At 36.4% G+C, this 17,133-nt stretch carries 10 protein-coding genes; all 10 read left to right on the top strand.

What is annotated here, in order from left to right:
- The first annotated feature begins 7 nt into the window (after window positions 1-7).
- Window positions 8-1,189, top strand: coding sequence for a Gfo/Idh/MocA family protein (locus B0E44_RS08435; protein ID WP_077372955.1), 1,182 nt, complete (start codon window positions 8-10; stop codon window positions 1,187-1,189).
- A 78-nt stretch (window positions 1,190-1,267) separates the two neighbouring features.
- Window positions 1,268-2,587, top strand: coding sequence for an MFS transporter (locus tag B0E44_RS08430; protein WP_077372952.1), 1,320 nt, complete (start codon window positions 1,268-1,270; stop codon window positions 2,585-2,587).
- A 13-nt stretch (window positions 2,588-2,600) separates the two neighbouring features.
- On the top strand, window positions 2,601-5,123 hold the full coding sequence (locus tag B0E44_RS08425) for a glycoside hydrolase family 3 C-terminal domain-containing protein (protein ID WP_077372949.1): 2,523 nt from the start codon (window positions 2,601-2,603) through the stop codon (window positions 5,121-5,123).
- Window positions 5,124-5,141: 18 nt separating this feature from the next.
- The gene (locus B0E44_RS08420; protein WP_077372946.1) at window positions 5,142-7,469 is read left to right on the top strand and encodes a glycoside hydrolase family 3 N-terminal domain-containing protein; all 2,328 of its coding nucleotides are present in this window, start codon (window positions 5,142-5,144) and stop codon (window positions 7,467-7,469) included.
- 22 nt (window positions 7,470-7,491) lie between these two features.
- Complete coding sequence (locus tag B0E44_RS08415) at window positions 7,492-8,490, top strand: substrate-binding domain-containing protein (protein ID WP_077372943.1); 999 nt, start codon at window positions 7,492-7,494, stop codon at window positions 8,488-8,490.
- A gap of 169 nt (window positions 8,491-8,659) precedes the next feature.
- A complete protein-coding gene (locus B0E44_RS08410; protein WP_077372940.1) occupies window positions 8,660-10,057 on the top strand; it encodes a hypothetical protein in 1,398 nt (465 codons plus the stop codon).
- A gap of 71 nt (window positions 10,058-10,128) precedes the next feature.
- Window positions 10,129-11,688: a TolB family protein gene (locus B0E44_RS08405; RefSeq protein ID WP_077373183.1), complete on the top strand. Its 1,560-nt coding sequence runs from the start codon at window positions 10,129-10,131 to the stop codon at window positions 11,686-11,688.
- 36 nt (window positions 11,689-11,724) lie between these two features.
- Window positions 11,725-13,251, top strand: a complete 1,527-nt coding sequence (locus B0E44_RS08400) for an SUMF1/EgtB/PvdO family nonheme iron enzyme (RefSeq protein WP_077372937.1) — start codon at window positions 11,725-11,727, stop codon at window positions 13,249-13,251.
- A 62-nt stretch (window positions 13,252-13,313) separates the two neighbouring features.
- Window positions 13,314-15,512 carry a glycoside hydrolase family 3 N-terminal domain-containing protein gene (locus B0E44_RS08395; protein WP_077372934.1) on the top strand — a complete coding sequence of 733 codons (2,199 nt, stop codon included), beginning with the start codon at window positions 13,314-13,316 and terminating at the stop codon, window positions 15,510-15,512.
- A 58-nt stretch (window positions 15,513-15,570) separates the two neighbouring features.
- Window positions 15,571-16,941, top strand: coding sequence for a DUF1080 domain-containing protein (locus tag B0E44_RS08390; RefSeq protein WP_077372930.1), 1,371 nt, complete (start codon window positions 15,571-15,573; stop codon window positions 16,939-16,941).
- Window positions 16,942-17,133 lie beyond the last annotated feature (192 nt).

Raw genomic sequence — 17,133 nt, 5'->3', positions numbered from 1 at the left:
CATAAAAATGAAAGAAAAAGTTGTACGCGCAGGGATTATTGGTTCTGGTTTTGCCGCAAGTTTTCACTATGAAGCAATCAAACGAATATACAGTACTAAGGTTGAAGTTGTTGGAGCGTTTTCTACAAATTCATCACTCGAATTTACATCTCCGAGAAACATAAAAAGTTTTGACACTCTAGAAGAGTTAATTGATGCTTCGGATATGCTGCATGTATGCACACCGCCATCTACACATGAACATCTGGTAATAGCAGTATTAATACGCGGTAAATATGTTATTGTAGAAAAACCATTTACAGGTTATTTTGGGGATGGTTCAGCAGCATTTAATGGTGGTACTTTTTCAAGGGAAAAGGGTTTAAAGTTAGCTATGGAAAGTATTCAGCGAATGCTAAAAGCGGAGCAAGAAAGTGAAGGTTCGATTCTCTATGCTGAAAATTGGGTTTATGCTCCCGCTATTCAAAAAGAACGTGAAATTATTCAAAAAACTGGGGCGCAAATTCTTTGGATACAAGCGCAACAATCACATTCAGGGTCACATTCTAAGGATTATGGGAAATGGCATCTTTCCGGCGGAGGCTCATTAATGGGTAAAGGCAGTCATCCATTAACTGCATCTATTTACTTAAAGCATGTTGAAGGACGAGCCAGAAATGGAAAACCAATACGTCCTAAAAGTATATCGGCAAGAACTCATGCCATTACCAGAATGGAAAGCTATAAAAACGAAGGTCATTTAAGAGATACGTATACTGATGTAGAGGATTATGCTTCGATTCATTTGGTTTTTGAGGATGGAACAATAGCTGATATTGTAGCTAGCGAGTTGCTCCATGGTGGTGTGAAAAACTTCGTAGAAGTGCATGCCAACAATCATAGGACGCTTTGCAATATTGGACCTAACAATGCTATGATGACTTATAATCCAGTTGATGAAAATTTCAATGATATATATGTTGTTGAGAAGACCGGGACAAAACAAGGCTGGTCCTTTATATCACCCGATGAAGCATGGTTTAATGGATATCAACACGAAATGGATGCATTTTATCGGTCATTGGTATTTGGAGATCCAATAGAAAGTAATAGTGAATTAGCATCCGATGTTATTGTTGCTATTTACACAGCTTATGTCTCAGCGGAACAAAATGGAACAGAAATACCAATTAAGGTTTTTACTATTTAATTGAGAATACTACAGCAAAGAACTACAGAGATTTTAGTTGATAGGAATGTCATAACACAATAAAAAAAATACAATATAATGGATTTAAAAAATGAAAATGATGCTTTCAAAGGGAAAAAGTACAGATGGACTATATTGTCTTTAGTATTTTTTGCAACTACAATAAATTACCTGGATCGCCAAGTGATCAGTTTACTGAAGGATGATTATCTGGCACCATTATTTGGTTGGGATGAAACGGACTATGCTAATATAGTCATTGCCTTTCAAGTGACCTATGCAATGGGAATGGTTGGAGCAGGTTTTATTATTGACAAGATAGGAACAAAATTAGGATATGCACTTTCGTTAACTGTTTGGAGTATTGCCTCAATAGGCCATGCGTTTGCAGGTTCTACTTTTGGATTTATGATGGCAAGAGGAGTACTGGGATTCAGTGAATCGGGTAATTTTCCGGCAGCAATTAAAACAGTTGCTGAATGGTTTCCTAAAAAAGAGCGTGCCTTGGCTGCAGGAATTTTTAATTCAGGTACTAATATTGGAGCGATTTTGGCTCCTTTGACAGTGCCTTTAATTGCGGGTATTTGGGGATGGCAGTATGCTTTTATCATTACAGGTTTGATAGGGTTGGTTTGGTTAATCTTTTGGTGGCTATTTTATGAAAGTCCTCAAAAGCATAAAAAAATATCAAAAGAAGAGTACGATTATATTCATTCAGATGATATTGACGAGATTATAACTGAGGAAAAATCTGAAAAAATTCCTTGGATTAAATTGTTGGGATATAGACAAACTTGGGCATTTGCTTCATTGAAGTTTTTTAGTGATCCCGTTTGGTGGTTTCTTTTGTTTTGGCTGCCATCATTTTTAAACAAACAATACGGAATGACCAAATTGGATTTGGCATTTCCTATAGCCGTAGTTTATACTATGGCGATGTTTGGAAGTATAGGCGGTGGCTGGCTTTCAGGATATTTTATTCAATGTGGTTGGCCATTGTATAAAGCGCGCAGAAGAGCATTGCTGCTTTTTGCAATTTGCGCTTTGCCTATGATTGTGGCTCAATGGCTGGGTACATTCAATTATTGGTATGCAGTAATCATTATAGGTCTGGCAGCATCGGCTCACCAAGCATGGTCGGCCAATATTTTTACAACCGTATCCGATATGTTTCCCAAAAAAGCAGTTGCCTCAGTAGTTGGAATTGGCGGAATGATTGGAGCCATTGGAGGTGTTATCATTGCAAAAGTTGCTGGATTGATATTGGATCACTATTCAGTGCTTGGAAAAATCGAAACAGGATATTACATCATGTTTATAATTTGTGCTCTGGCTTATTTGGTAGCTTGGACTGTATTCAGTCTTTTAGTTCCAAAAATGCCAAAAGTAACTATTTAATAATTGGTCAAGAATGGAAAAAAAATCTAACTCATATCGGATTTTCAGATTAGTTGTTTTTGCAGGGATATTGATAACTAATAACTCATTTTCACAAACTGTTGAAAGCATCAGTCCGCTGGAAAAAAGACTGGATGACTTGATTGCGAAAATGAGTACCCAAGAGAAAATTGAACAATTGTATTACTTGACAGATGGTAATAAGCGATTAAAAATACCGCAGTTTACAGGAAGTGACGGGCCTCACGGAATAGGGAATAATGCCAAAGGGTATTCTTCTTTTCCGGTTACTATTGCTATGGCCGCCACTTGGGACCCCAATTTGATTACCAAAGTGGGAAGAGCCATTAGTGAAGAACAAGCTGCACGCGGTAAAGACAGGATTGCGGGACCTACACTGGATATGTTGATAGACCCAAGAATTGGCCGTGCTCCCGAAACTATAGGAGAGGATCCTTTCCTTGGAGGCAGAATTTCGGCAGCTTTTATATTAGGTCAAAATACGACTTCTGTTTTTGGATCTGTAAAGCATTATAATTTAAATACCTATGAAATCAATCGCCGTACCAATGATTATTTAAGTGATCAAAGGAGCTTAGTAGAGTTTTGGGGTTTGCACTGGAAAAGATCCATACAGTTTGGTGGAGCTATGTCAATAATGTGTGCTTATAATTGGGTTAACGGTGACAAATGCGCTGAAAATAAATACATGATCAAAACGCTTTTAAGAGATCTCTGGGGATTCGATTATTATACGATGAGTGATTGGGGAGGATTTAAAGAAACGGGTAAAGCTCTCAATGCAGAACTCGATTTTTGCGAAGGAAACGATTTATATATCAAAGAACTTCCTGAAGGTGTTAAAAACGGAATTTATGATATTAGTCTCGTGGATCGTGCCGTACGGAACGTATTGAGAACAAAAATCATTTCAGGAATGATGGACGGTGTTCCTGTAGTACCCCAATCTGTTATTGACAGTAAAGAACATAGAGAATTGGTTTATGAAAGCGGACTTAAAGGATTGGTACTTCTAAAAAATGAAAATGCCTTTTTGCCTTTAAACAAACAAAAGGTTAAATCAATTGCACTTATTGGTCCAAATGCGTCAGTGCTGCCATTGGACGGAAATAGCAGTTCCAAGGTAATTCCTTCGTATCAGATTTCAGTGGAAAAAGGAATCAAGACAATTCTTGGAGATGACAAAGTTTTGTATGCCAAGGGCTGTAATATCAATGATAATAATAAAGCACAATTTGGCGAAGCCATAGAAGCTGCCAAAAAATCGGAATATGTGGTGTTTGTAGCTGGATTGGATAGTACCGTTGAAGGTGAAGGTTATTTTATTAATAAAGAAGCTGATGAAAACGGTGGAGGTGTTTTGAGCCGTCCCGACAGACCATCTCAAACTGTATTGTTACCTGGAATGCAAAATGAATTAATTAATGAAATTGCAAAAGTGAATCCAAATATCATTTTGGTGGTGGTTTCCGGAGGGACTTGCAGTGTTACTCCCGTACTTAAAAATGTAAAAGGATTGTTGTATGCCTTTTATCCAGGGCAAGAGGGAGGCCGGGCTATTGCCGATGTTTTATTTGGAAATTACAATCCTTCAGGAAAATTGCCAGCTACGATTCCAAAAGACGATAGTCAAATTATTCCTATCAGTACCGATTTTAAAAATTTGGTATCCAAAGGTGTAGGATATCGCTGGTTTGACAGTCAAAAATTGACTCCTGAATTTGTATTTGGAGCGGGAATCAGTTACACCACTTTTGAGTATTCCAATATTAAAATCAATAAATCAAAAGCCAAAGTTGGTGAGATGATTGAAGTCTCTTTTGATTTAAAGAATACAGGAAAAACAGATGGAGAAGAAGTGGCGCAGCTCTATCTTTCAACAGGAAATATTAGTCCAGCATTAGCTATGCCAGCAAAACAGTTGCGTGGTTTTCAAAAAACGCTATTGAAATCAGGAGAGTCAAAACGAATTACATTCAAGCTGACCCCGGAGGAATTTTATATTTACAACGAACAAATTAGTGCTTACCAAGTTCCAGCAGGAGAGTATTTTGTTCAAGTTGGGGGAGCATCGGATAAATTACCACTAAAAGCTTCATTCAAGTTAGTTACTGCAAGTCCTGAACCCGATTTGCAAGTCACCAATATTCGGACAATGCCAGTTTTTCCTAAAGTGGGAGAACCAGTTGTATTTATGGCATCACTAATAAATAACGGAACTGGAGAAACCAAAAAAGGGGAGGATCATATCGTTCGATTTTATGTTGACGGAAAAGAAGTTGCTCACTATTATTCTAAATCGATTGGTATAACTGTTGGTGGTATGGAGCAAGTTTGTGCCCAAGCTTCCAATGCAACGGACTGGACAGCAGCCGTTGGAAAATTTAAGGTTACTGTCAAAGTTGAGGTATCCAAAAGTAAAGATCTTATTGAAGAGAACAATATTTGCGAAGGACAATTGAGTGTTCCAAACGGAAAAGTGATTCCGATGGAAATCGTAAAATTTTTGAATTAAAAAAGTAATATAAAATTCATGAAACAGTATTTTTTCTTTTTCTCATTTTTATTTTTAAGTGTACTTGGGAATGCTCAAGTTGCCACAAAACCACTTTATAAAGACGCGAAAGCTCCTATAGAAGCGCGCATCAAAGATTTATTGGTACGAATGACATTGGAAGATAAATGCAGACAAATTGATGTTTGGCATCCCAAAGTCGATTTGAGTAAACCAACAGATCTTAAAAACACCGTTGCAGCTTTAGGCGATACAGTAAAAAACGGGATTGGTTTTTTGCAATTTAAAGTAGAAATGAATAATGTCGATTATCGAGGACGTTTTAATGCTATTCAAAAATATTTTGTAGAGCAAACAAGACTTGGAATTCCTGCTATTTCCAATGGGGAAGGTTGTCATGGCTTTGTTGGAAATGAAAATAAATCAACGGTTTTTCCAGTTTCGACCTCGTTGGGAAGTACTTGGAATACTGAATTGATTGAATCTGTTTTTGGTGCTGTTGCCAAAGAGATGCGAACCTATGGGATTACGCATGCGGCTACCCCTGTAATTGATTTGCTTAGAGATCCTCGTTTTGGAAGATGTGATGAAATGTTGGGAGAAGATCCTTACCATGTTGCTCAAATGGGCGTTGGAGCCATATTTGGATTACAAGGACGTTCACCATTCATAGACGAAAACCATGTTATTGCTTGTGCCAAACATTTTTCTGGACATGGACAACCAGAAGCAGGAACAAACTTAGCTCCAGCAAATTTCTCCGAAAGAATTCTTCGGGAAAATCATTTTTATCCTTTTGAAATGGCTGTTAAAAAGGCAAATGTACGCACCGTTATGGCTTCGTATAACGAAATTGATGGTGTGCCAAATCATGCGAACAAATGGCTGCTTCAAGATGTTCTTCGAGGTGAATGGGGATTTACAGGTTACGTTATTTCGGATTATGATGCTGTGAACAGGATGGTAACTCGCCAGCATGCAAGTGCAACCCAAGCTGAAGCAGGCAAAAAAGCAATTACTGCAGGTATGGATTTTGAATGTCCAAGTAATTGGAAAAACTATTGCTTTCGTTTCTTGCCCGCTTTGATTAAATCGGGGGAAGTTAAGCAAGCTGACCTTGATTCGGCAGTTGTTCGGGTCTTGCGTAATAAGTTTATGATGGGGTTATTTGAGCAGCCTTATATCAAAACTGTTTCCGAAAAAGCAAAAGGAGAAGACCAAATTAAGCATCGAAAAATTGCTTTGCAGGCTGCAGAACAAGGAATGATACTTTTAAAAAATGATAATAAGACTTTGCCTTTTGACGAAAAGAAAATTAAAAGGCTGGCCGTTATTGGTCCCAACGCAGATGAGGTGCATTATGGGACGTATGCCAATAATGCAACACCTGGAGTAAGTATTCTAAAAGGATTGGAAGCATATGCTAAAGGAAAGTTTGAAGTGGTATTTTCTGAAGGTTATAAAATTTATGAAAACGACAGTACCATTACAGCCTACGAAAAAACAACTGAGGCTGAAAATAAACGAATTCAAGATGCTGTAAAATTGGCCAGTACTTGTGATGCGGTTTTAATGGTAATGGGCGGAAATGAATTGACCTGTCGCGAGGATTGGAAAAATCATTCAGGAGATTATTTTGATTTAGACCTGATGGGTAGACAGAATGATTTGGCAAAAGCTATTTTCGAACTCAACAAGCAAACCGCAGTTTTATTAATTAATGGAAGACCATTATCTGTTAATTATTTAGCCGAAAAAGCATCAGCACTTATTGAAGGCTGGTATTTAGGTCAGGAACAAGGCACGGCGGTAGCCAATGTAATCTTCGGAAAAGTGAATCCCAGTGGAAAATTATCAGTAACTATTCCACGACATGTGGGGCAATTGCCAGTTTATTACAACAGCAAACCTTATGTGCATGAGAGCCCATATATAACAGGAGAATATTCTCCATTGTATCCTTTTGGATTTGGGTTAAGCTATACTCAATATGAATATGCTAACTTGAAATTAGATGCAAAAAAAATAACAGCAGGACAATCTGTAACTGCAAGCGTGGAAGTTACCAATACAGGCGAAAGGGATGGTGATGAGATTGTTCAGCTTTACATCCGTGACAAAGTAAGTTCTGTGACCCGACCTGTACATGAGCTGAAAGATTTTGCCCGTATTTCAATCAAAAAAGGAGAAACCAAGACTATTTCATTTGTGATAACACCTGATAAATTACAGCACTACGGTCTCGATATGAAACGAATAGTCGAACCAGGAGAATTTGAGGTGCAGATTGGTAAAAGTTCAACAAATTATTTGTCGGATGTATTTGAAGTGGTCAGTCAAAAATAGAATTTGAAAAATAAAAAAAAGTATGAAGAAAATCAACCATAATAATCACCCTGTTGCATTGTACAAAATGTTAGTTTCTACAGTGCTTTTAATTCATTTTTGTTCGCTCGAAGCAGTTGCTAAAACGATAAAAACAGATGAAAGTAAATCTTATGTTATTGTTTATAATGTAAAAGAAAATATTGATGCAAGTATTTTCCTTAACAAGCAAAATGACAGAGAGAATGACACCTTGAAAGTGGCTGCTGCAAGTACCGTAAAGGGGTTAATGAAACTCGCTGAACCTGCTTTCGAAAGTTCAAGAAAAGGTTTTGAAATTGCTCAAACAACAGGTGCGACAGGTGATATGGTTGAATTGGTAATGTCCAATAAAGCTGCCGTGGCCATTACCACACGAAATATAAAAGATTACGAAAAATTGAAATGTCCCAATCTCGTAGGAACCCCCATAGGTTTAGACGGATTAGCAATAGCTGTTTCGCCTTCTTTGCCAGTTACAAATCTTACTTTTGGACAAATCCAAGCCATTTGGACAGGAGCAATTGTCAATTGGAAAGAGCTAGGAGGACCTGATTTACCTATTGTATTAATTGGAAGAAGCAAATCGTATGATTCAATTATGCTTTTTTGTGATTTTATGAAACTCGAATCCAAACCAGTTGAAGGAGGACTCATCTATCGTGACAAAAACAAAGAAGCCTGGTATGAAAACGTGGTTACCGCTCCCGAAACAGATGATATGGCTTTGGCTGTTTTACTTAAAACTCCCGGTGCAATTACATATTTTCCACTTCAGATTTTGAATAATTATAAAGCTAAAAATATAGCAGTCAAAAGCGTTTCTTTTGATGGAATAGAAGCTACAAAAGAAACAATTGCGAATGGAACTTATTTTATTCATCGAACATTGAATGCCATTACAAATAATAATCCACAAGGAGATACTAAGAAATTTTGTGATTTCCTTTTGTCAAAGGAAGGACAGAAACTAATTGTCAAGGCAGGATTTCTATCGCTTTAACCGCAATGTTTTAGTTGAATTTCTTATTTGTTAATTAATTGTAATAAGAGATGTTTAAGAAAATAACAAAAGAAGAGTCTTGATAGAATAAATAAACTTACAAATTAGACAGGCATTTTAAGATATTTTGAAATGCTTTTTAGAAATAATTTTAACAAAAATAACCATTATGAATACACGATTTAGATATTTTTATATCACACTTTCAATCATTTTGCTGCCTTACTTAGCTGAAGCACAAAACAATTATTTTAAAGTTGAAGCAAAAAAGAAACCTACTTCACCTTATATCGCCTATGAAACTAGAACAGTAAGCCAATTACCCAATTTTAAAGTGGATAAAGTAATCGCGACCAATATTTATGGCAGCAGATTAGATAAAAAAACAAAGGCAACAGGTTTTTTTAGAACAGAGTTTATCGATGGACGATGGTGGGTTGTAGATCCCGAAGGATACCTAAATATTTGTAGAGCAGTAAATAATATTCAAAAGGGAAATGGAACTGTTTCAAAGGATGCTTTAGCTTCAAAGTTTGAGAACAACGATACTACTTGGATGACTAAAACTATGGAATATTTAAACAGTATTGGTTTTTACGGAGCTGGTTCATGGTCGGTAAATGATGCCATTATTTCAAATCCTAGACAAAAAAACAGTCCTATGGCATATACTATTATGCTAAATTGGATGAGCGGTTATGGAAGAGGCCGTACGGTTCAATTACCGGGTCATATGGGGTATCCTAATAATTGTATTTTCGTCTTTGAAAAAGGGTTTGCCGAATATTGTGAAACTAAAGCGAAAGCCTTGGCAGCAAACAAAAACGATAAAAATCTTTTCGGCTATTTTACAGATAATGAATTGCCTTTTAAAGACGTTAATTTGACTGGTTATTTAGGTTTAGGGCAGCTTGACCCTAAAAACGAAAATTATTTGGCAGCAAAGCAATGGTTAGCAGATAATAATTTTACAGAAACAGATGCAGCGAACATTGATGTACAAAGAAAGTTTCTGGGACATGTTGGAAAAACATATTTCTCTATTGTACATAAAGCTTTAAAGAAATATGACCCTAACCATATGAATTTAGGACCTAGAGTAGATAAAGAAGATGCTCGTGCCAATGATTATTTTATGAAAGCAATAGGTCCTTATGTCGATATTCTGGCCATAAATTATTACAGAGAGTGGACACCTAACAGTGCTTTTATGACTACTTGGGGAACTAATTTGAATAAGCCCTTTATGGTTACCGAGTTTTATACCAAAGGAGAAGACTCTGGTTTAGCAAATACCTCTGGAGCGGGTTGGATTGTTAGAACACAATTGGAAAGAGGATATGAATATCAAAATTATACTTTAGCCTTGCTAGAGTCAAAATATTGTGTGGGATGGCATTGGTTTAAATACATGGATAATGATCCTTCTATGCCAGGTGAACCCTCAAATATTGATGGAAACAAGGGAATTATGAAAATTGATTATGAGCCATATACTCCATTGGCGGAACAGATGATGGATCTTAATTTTAAGGTATATAATTTGATCGACTATTTTGATAAATAATCTGGTTTAAAAAAAAGTATACAACTGTCTTGACAGTATTTCAAAATTTATTTAAAACTAAAACTACCAAAATGAAACAAATTCTGTCTAAAAATTTCATCTTTCAATTTGTCTCTTTTCTTGTTGTTTTTGCAGTTTCCAACACTGTTTTTTCTCAAAAAAACACTCTTGGAATTTTTGACAAAAGCGAAGACATTGGAACGTGTCTTATAAAAGGCTCGTCGATTTATGATTCTGATAAGCAAGAATATACTATGTCAGGTTCTGGAGACAATATGTGGTTTGGAAAAGATGCTTTTCAGTTTTTGTACAAAAAAATGAAAGGTGATTTTATCTTACAGTTTGAATTTAAATTCACTTCTCCAGTTAAGATAGCACATCGCAAAGTGGGCTGGATGGTACGAAATGATACAACATTCAATGCTCCACATGTAAACGGAACTGTTCATAATGATGGATTGACTTCTATTCAATATCGATTAGCAAAAGGTGCGAATACGATGGAATTAAAAATGAAAAATTTAGAAAATAATACTATCATTCAATTAGAACGTAGAGGAAATCGTTATATCTTTTCGGCAGCAATTAAAGGCGAAGAATTTAAAACTATCGAATGGGTGGATAGTGATAAAGTTATAAACGACGACGCATTAGTTGGAATGTTTATTTGTTCGCATGATAATACCGATTTACAAACAGCTGTAATTAAAAATGTTCGTATCACAATTCCTGCCAAAGCAGATTTTAAGCCTTATAAAGATTACATTGGAAGCAATCTTGAAATTATGGATATTGCCAGTGGAAACCGTAAAATAATTTTTACAGCACCCAATTCTATTCAAGCACCAAACTGGACAAAGGACGGAAAGACGTTAATCTATAACAGTGAAGGGAAAATCTATAATTTTGATTTAAAAACAGGACAGCCAACTGTTCTTGACACGAAATTCGCCATCAAAAACAACAACGACCACGTACTTTCCTTTGATGGGAAAATGTTGGGACTTAGCAACGCCAGCGAAAATAAAGACAGACAATCCCAAGTTTTTATTGTTCCTACAAAAGGAGGAACACCAATACTTATCACCGAAAAAGCACCGTCTTACCTTCATGGATTTTCGCCTGACGGAAAAAATATGATTTTTACTGGTGGCCGTGAAGAAAAAGATAATTTCGAAATCTATTCCATCAACATAAAAACTAAAGTAGAAACCCGTTTGACCGATTCCCCGGGCTTAGATGATGGATCAGAATATTCTCCAGATGGCAAATTTATCTATTTCAATTCCGTTCGCTCAGGAAAAATGCAGGTTTGGCGCATGAAACCTGATGGAAGCAGTCCGGAAAGAATCACTAAGGATGAGTGGAACAACTGGTTTCCTCATGTATCACCAAATGGAAAAATGTTGGTTTACATTGCTTTTGGTGATGATGTTTTGCCAGGAGACCATCCTTTCTACAAGCATGTTTCGCTTCGCTTGATGAATCTTGAAACTCGTGAAGTTAAGATATTGGCTCATTTATATGGAGGACAAGGCACAATCAATGTTCCTAGCTGGTCACCTGACAGCAAAAAAATTGCTTTCATCACCAATACTGACTTGACGGAGTATTTCACGAAATGTTATTAAAATTAATTTCATTCCATAAATTTACTTTTGATTATCATGAAAAAATTAAGTGTTCTAGGATTATTTTTAGTAATCACTTTTAGCATAAGCACAAAGACTGAAGCACTTTTCCCAGAAAAAGTATTGATTATAAGTGTAAAAACGGGGTGTGAAAAAAATAATGTATGGTTGAGAGTCAGAAACTATTTTATAATATTAAAAATGAATTTATATGCTAATAAAAAAACGCTTTTTTTTCTGCTTGTTATGCTGTTGTTTTGGCATTCAAATCTAAATGCTTTGCCTCTACAGAAAGTTTGGGTAAATGGAGGAACAATGATTTACAATAAAAAGCAGGTTTCCATTGCCAGTTTTGAAATCACAAAATATGAAATTACCAATGTACAATATGCCTTTTTTTTGAATGGTGCAGCCGTAAAAGCTGATGGTGTGTTTAAGAATATCTCATTAATTAATGTTGCTTCCAAAGATTTACAATTGGAATTCATAAATGGGAAATGGCATCCTAAAATGGGTTATGATAATTACCCTATGGTTATGGTTAATTATTATGGGGCAGCCCAATTTTGCAAATGGGTGGGAGGCGAATTGCCTTCTGAAAAGGAATGGATTTATGCCTCAAAAGGAGGAATTAAAAACAAAGATTTTATCTATGCCGGTGCCAATGAATTGGAAAAAGTGGGGTGGTATAAAGGAAATAGCGGTAATCATTCTCATCAAGTGGGAAAAAAGAAACCCAATGCATTAGGTATCTATGATATGAGTGGCAATGTTTGGGAATGGTGCAGAAATGATACATTGAAAACAGCTGATGATTTTTGTGTTCATATGGGTGGTAGTTGGTTTGCTGGTGAACAGCCTTCACAGATTGCTGCGCATTATGGAAATACACCTGTACATTTCAGTAATAGTGTTGGTTTTAGAGTGGTTTTTTCAGCAACGGCCTTAACTAGTGATAAAGATTTTTTCAAAAACTATTCAGGAAAACCGTGGAATAATCAGGTTCAGCAAATACCGGGCAAAGTGCAATGCGAATGGTATGATTTGGGAGGGCAGGGAATTGCGTATCATGACAGTGATAACATTAATAGCGGAAGTGGAAATCTGAATCCAGCAGACGGTACCTTTTTGAATGAATTTAGGATGAAAGAAGGAGTCGATATCTCATATACCAAATCCAGGGATATTGACAACAATCCTTATAATTTGGTAGAACCCATTTTAGGCGAGTTATATGCAGGATGGATGATTCCTGGTGAATGGATTAATTATATCATAGAAGTTAATAAAACAGGAACTTATACTCTTGGTTTGATGTATACTGCCAGTGGAGAAGGAGGAATCTCCTTGTTATTAGATGGGAAAGAGCTGGTAACCGAATTAGTTATACCCTCTACCAGAAATGAGAAAGAAACTATAGCATGGAGACAATGGCATCATTGGAACCGTCTAGATTCACTGGCAGTTTTTACATTAAAAAAAGGAAAACACATTCTGACCCTAAAGACCGTTTTCAATGGAAATATGAATTATGATTACTTGGATTTTAAATTAATAGAATAAAAAATGATGATGTTACCAGGGTATTTAACCTAATGATATTGTGGCTAAATAAATTTTAAAATATGAATAAGTTAATAACAGGATTGTTCGTTTTTTTTGGACCAATGATTCTTTTTGCACAAAAAACAATACCAATTTACAAGGATAAAAATGTTCCCATTGAGAAGCGAATTGATGATTTGCTTAAAAGAATGACATTGGAGGAAAAAATGCTTCAGACCAATCAATGGACTTATGGAAAGAATGCTAATGAAAACAATATAGAGTCTATTCAAAAAGGGGTTCGTGCTGAAATAGGTTCACTGATTTATCGCAGTATTAATCCAGTGTATCGCAACCAAATTATGCGAAAAGCAATGGAAGAATCTCGTTTGGGAATTCCAATTTTGATGGGTTTTGACGTAATTCATGGGTATCGAACCGTTTACCCAATTCCATTGGCACAAGCCTGCTCCTGGAACACGGATTTGGTTACCAAAGCCTGTGCCGTTGCCGCAAAGGAGTCCAGATTGTCAGGTGTAGATTGGACTTTCTCACCTATGGTAGACGTAGCGCGTGACCCGCGTTGGGGTAGAGTTGCCGAGGGGTATGGAGAAGACAGCTATGCTAATGCTGTTTTTTGTGTTGCTTCGGTAAAGGGATATCAAGGGAAGAAATTATCGGATCCATTTTCGATTGCTGCTTGTTTAAAACATTACGTAGGATATAGTTTGTCCGAAGGAGGACGTGATTATCATTCCAGCGATGTGTCACCACAAACACTTTGGGAAACTTTTATGCCTCCTTTTCAGGCAGGGGTCAAAGCAGGAGCGGCAACATTAATGAGCGGTTTTAATGATATGAGCGGAGTTCCGGCATCTGCAAATCATTACACACTTACCGAAGTTTTAAAGGAACGATGGAAACACGATGGTTTCGTAGTTTCTGATTGGGGTTCTGTTGAAAATTTGATTGCCCAAGGTTTAGCAAAAGACAGAAAAGAAGCAGGACTAAAATCATTTTTGGCGGGGGTCGAAATGGATATGGTGGACAATGTTTATGTGGATTTTTTGCCACAATTGGTTAAGGAGAAAAAAATTCCAGTTGAGAAAATTGACGATGCAGTTAGAAGGATATTGCGATTGAAATTTAAATTGGGTTTGTTTGATAATCCATATGTTCAGGAGTTACCGGAAAAGGAACGCTATTATCAACCGGAGAGTATGGCCGTTGCACAGCAGTTGGCAGAAGAATCGATGGTATTGCTTAAAAACAACAATCAAGTATTGCCTTTGTCCAACGATATTAGGCAAATAGCCCTTATTGGGCCAATGGTAAAAGATAGTGTTAACATGATGGGGTCTTGGGAAGGACAAGGAATTGCAAGTGTTGTTGAGACTATAATGGAAGGTTTTGAAAAAGAATTTTCGGGTAAAACAACTTTGAATTATGCTAAAGGTTGTGGATTTGAAGGCACTGATGAAAGCGGTTTTGGAGAAGCAGTACAAACGGCACAAAAATCTGATGTGGTTATTGTGTGTTTGGGAGAAATGAAAAAATGGAGCGGTGAGAATGCCTCGCGATCCACTATTGGGTTGCCCGCCATTCAACACCGATTGTTGGCTGAACTGAAAAAAACAGGTAAAAAAATAATTCTTGTTTTGTCTAATGGAAGACCAATTGAACTTGGAGATATGGAATCGCTATCAGATGCGATTGTCGAAATCTGGCAGCCTGGAATTGCAGGGGGAACACCATTGGCGGGGATAATATCAGGACGTTTGAACCCTTCAGGGAAATTAGCAATTACTTTTCCGTTAGTAACAGGACAAATACCCATTTATTACAATATGCGTCAATCGGCGAGACCAAAAATTGGTGGGTACCAAGATATTTCAAATGAGCCAAAATATTGGTTCGGCCATGGGTTGAGTTATACTTCTTTTTCTTATGGAAACGTAAAATTATCTTCGGATAAATTAAGCAAAAAATCAAAATTGATAGCCCAGGTTGAAGTAACCAATACGGGAAATCGAACAGGAAAGGAAACCGTATTTTGGTATGTTTCGGATCCTGTGGCCTCTATTTCAAGACCGATGAAAGAATTGAAATATTTTGAAAAATCAGAATTGAAAGCAGGTGAGAAAAAAGTGTTTAAATTTGAAATTGATCCTGAGCGTGATTTAAGTTTTCCAGACTCAAATGGTATGAAACGTCTTGAAAATGGGGATTTTTATTTGACAATTAACCATCAACGTGTCAAGTTTGAATTAATCAATTAATGTCTCTTTTACAATTCGATAATTATAAAGAATAAATTAATTTAAAATAAATGTGAAAATGAATATTTATAAAAGAATCATTATTGTTCTGTTGTTGTTATCTTTTATTGCGTCTCCCGCTTATTCACAAGAGAAATGGGAAATGATTTTCAACGGAAAAGATTTAAAAGGTTGGACAAAGATTGCCGGTAAGGCAGACTATTTAGTAAAAGAAGGTGTAATTATTGGTACATCTAAATCTGGAACTCCAAATACTTTTTTGGTAACTGATAAAAAGTATGCCAATTTTATTTTGGAATTGGAATATAAAGTAGAGGATGGATTAAATTCTGGAATTCAGTTTCGCAGTCAGTCCAAAAAGGAATATAAAAACGGAAGAGTGCATGGGTATCAATTTGAGATTGATCCCTCTTCCAGAGCTTGGAGCGGAGGTATTTATGATGAAGCACGTCGTGGATGGATTTACACAATGGAAAAAAATCCTGCTGCCAAGTCGGCTTATAAAGCATCAGCTTGGAATCACATTCGTATTGAAGCGATTGGGTCAATCGTAAGAACATGGTTGAACGGGATTCCTTGCGCCAGTATAGTAGATGATCTACCAGAAGCTTCCACAGGTTTTATTGCTTTGCAAGTGCACGAAATATACAAACCGGAAGAAGATGGAAAAACGGTTCAGTGGAGAAACATAAAGATATGCACCACAGAGCTCGATGCTGTTCGTACTCCGGATAATGAATCAGTTTATCAGGTTAATTGCAATGACAATACGATTTCGAAAGCTGAACAAAAAGAAGGCTGGGAATTATTGTGGGACGGAAAAACTACTAACGGTTGGCGAGCGGCTAAAGCGACAACATTTCCCACAGGTGGATGGGCAATTGATAATGGAGTATTGAAAGTATTGAATGCTAATGGTGCTGAATCCGCAAACGGAGGAGACATTGTGACCATCAATAAATATAAAAACTTCGAACTAACCGTTGATTTTAAAATTACCGATGGTGCCAATAGTGGAATTAAGTATTTTGTAGATACTGAATTAAATAAAGGAGAAGGTTCTTCTATTGGTTGTGAATTTCAAATTTTGGACGATAAACTACATCCAGATGCTAAACTAGGAGTTAAAGGAAACCGTACTTTGGGTTCTCTTTATGACTTAATTTCTGCTCCGACGGATAAATTTTTTCGTAAATCGGATTTTAATACGGCCAGAATTGTAGTAAACGGTAATAAAGTAACCCATTATTTGAATGACAAAAAAACTGTGGAATACGAAAGAGGAACCCAAATGTGGACTGCTTTGGTAAATTATAGTAAATATGGGATTTGGTCCAATTTTGGAAATGCAGTCGAAGGGAATATTTTATTGCAAGACCATGGGAATGAAGTGTTTTTCAAAAATATAAAAATAAAAAATTTAAAATAATACTGGTATTCATTTTATTAAACGTACTAATTTTCGATTTTTTTGAATTGTATAGTTTAAGGCATTGGAATATAAAATCACCTTAGCAATGTAACCATTCTAAGGTGATTTTTTTTGTTCAATTCATAATAAAATAATCTTGGTTTATGGATGGTGATAAAAGTAGAGTATTGTGATATTATTTTGCCAAAA

This window comes from Flavobacterium sp. A45 (assembly GCF_002001005.1).
Classification (GTDB): domain Bacteria; phylum Bacteroidota; class Bacteroidia; order Flavobacteriales; family Flavobacteriaceae; genus Flavobacterium.
Note: the sequence above shows the minus strand (reverse complement) of the source record. Positions and strands in the feature narration are given on the sequence as shown.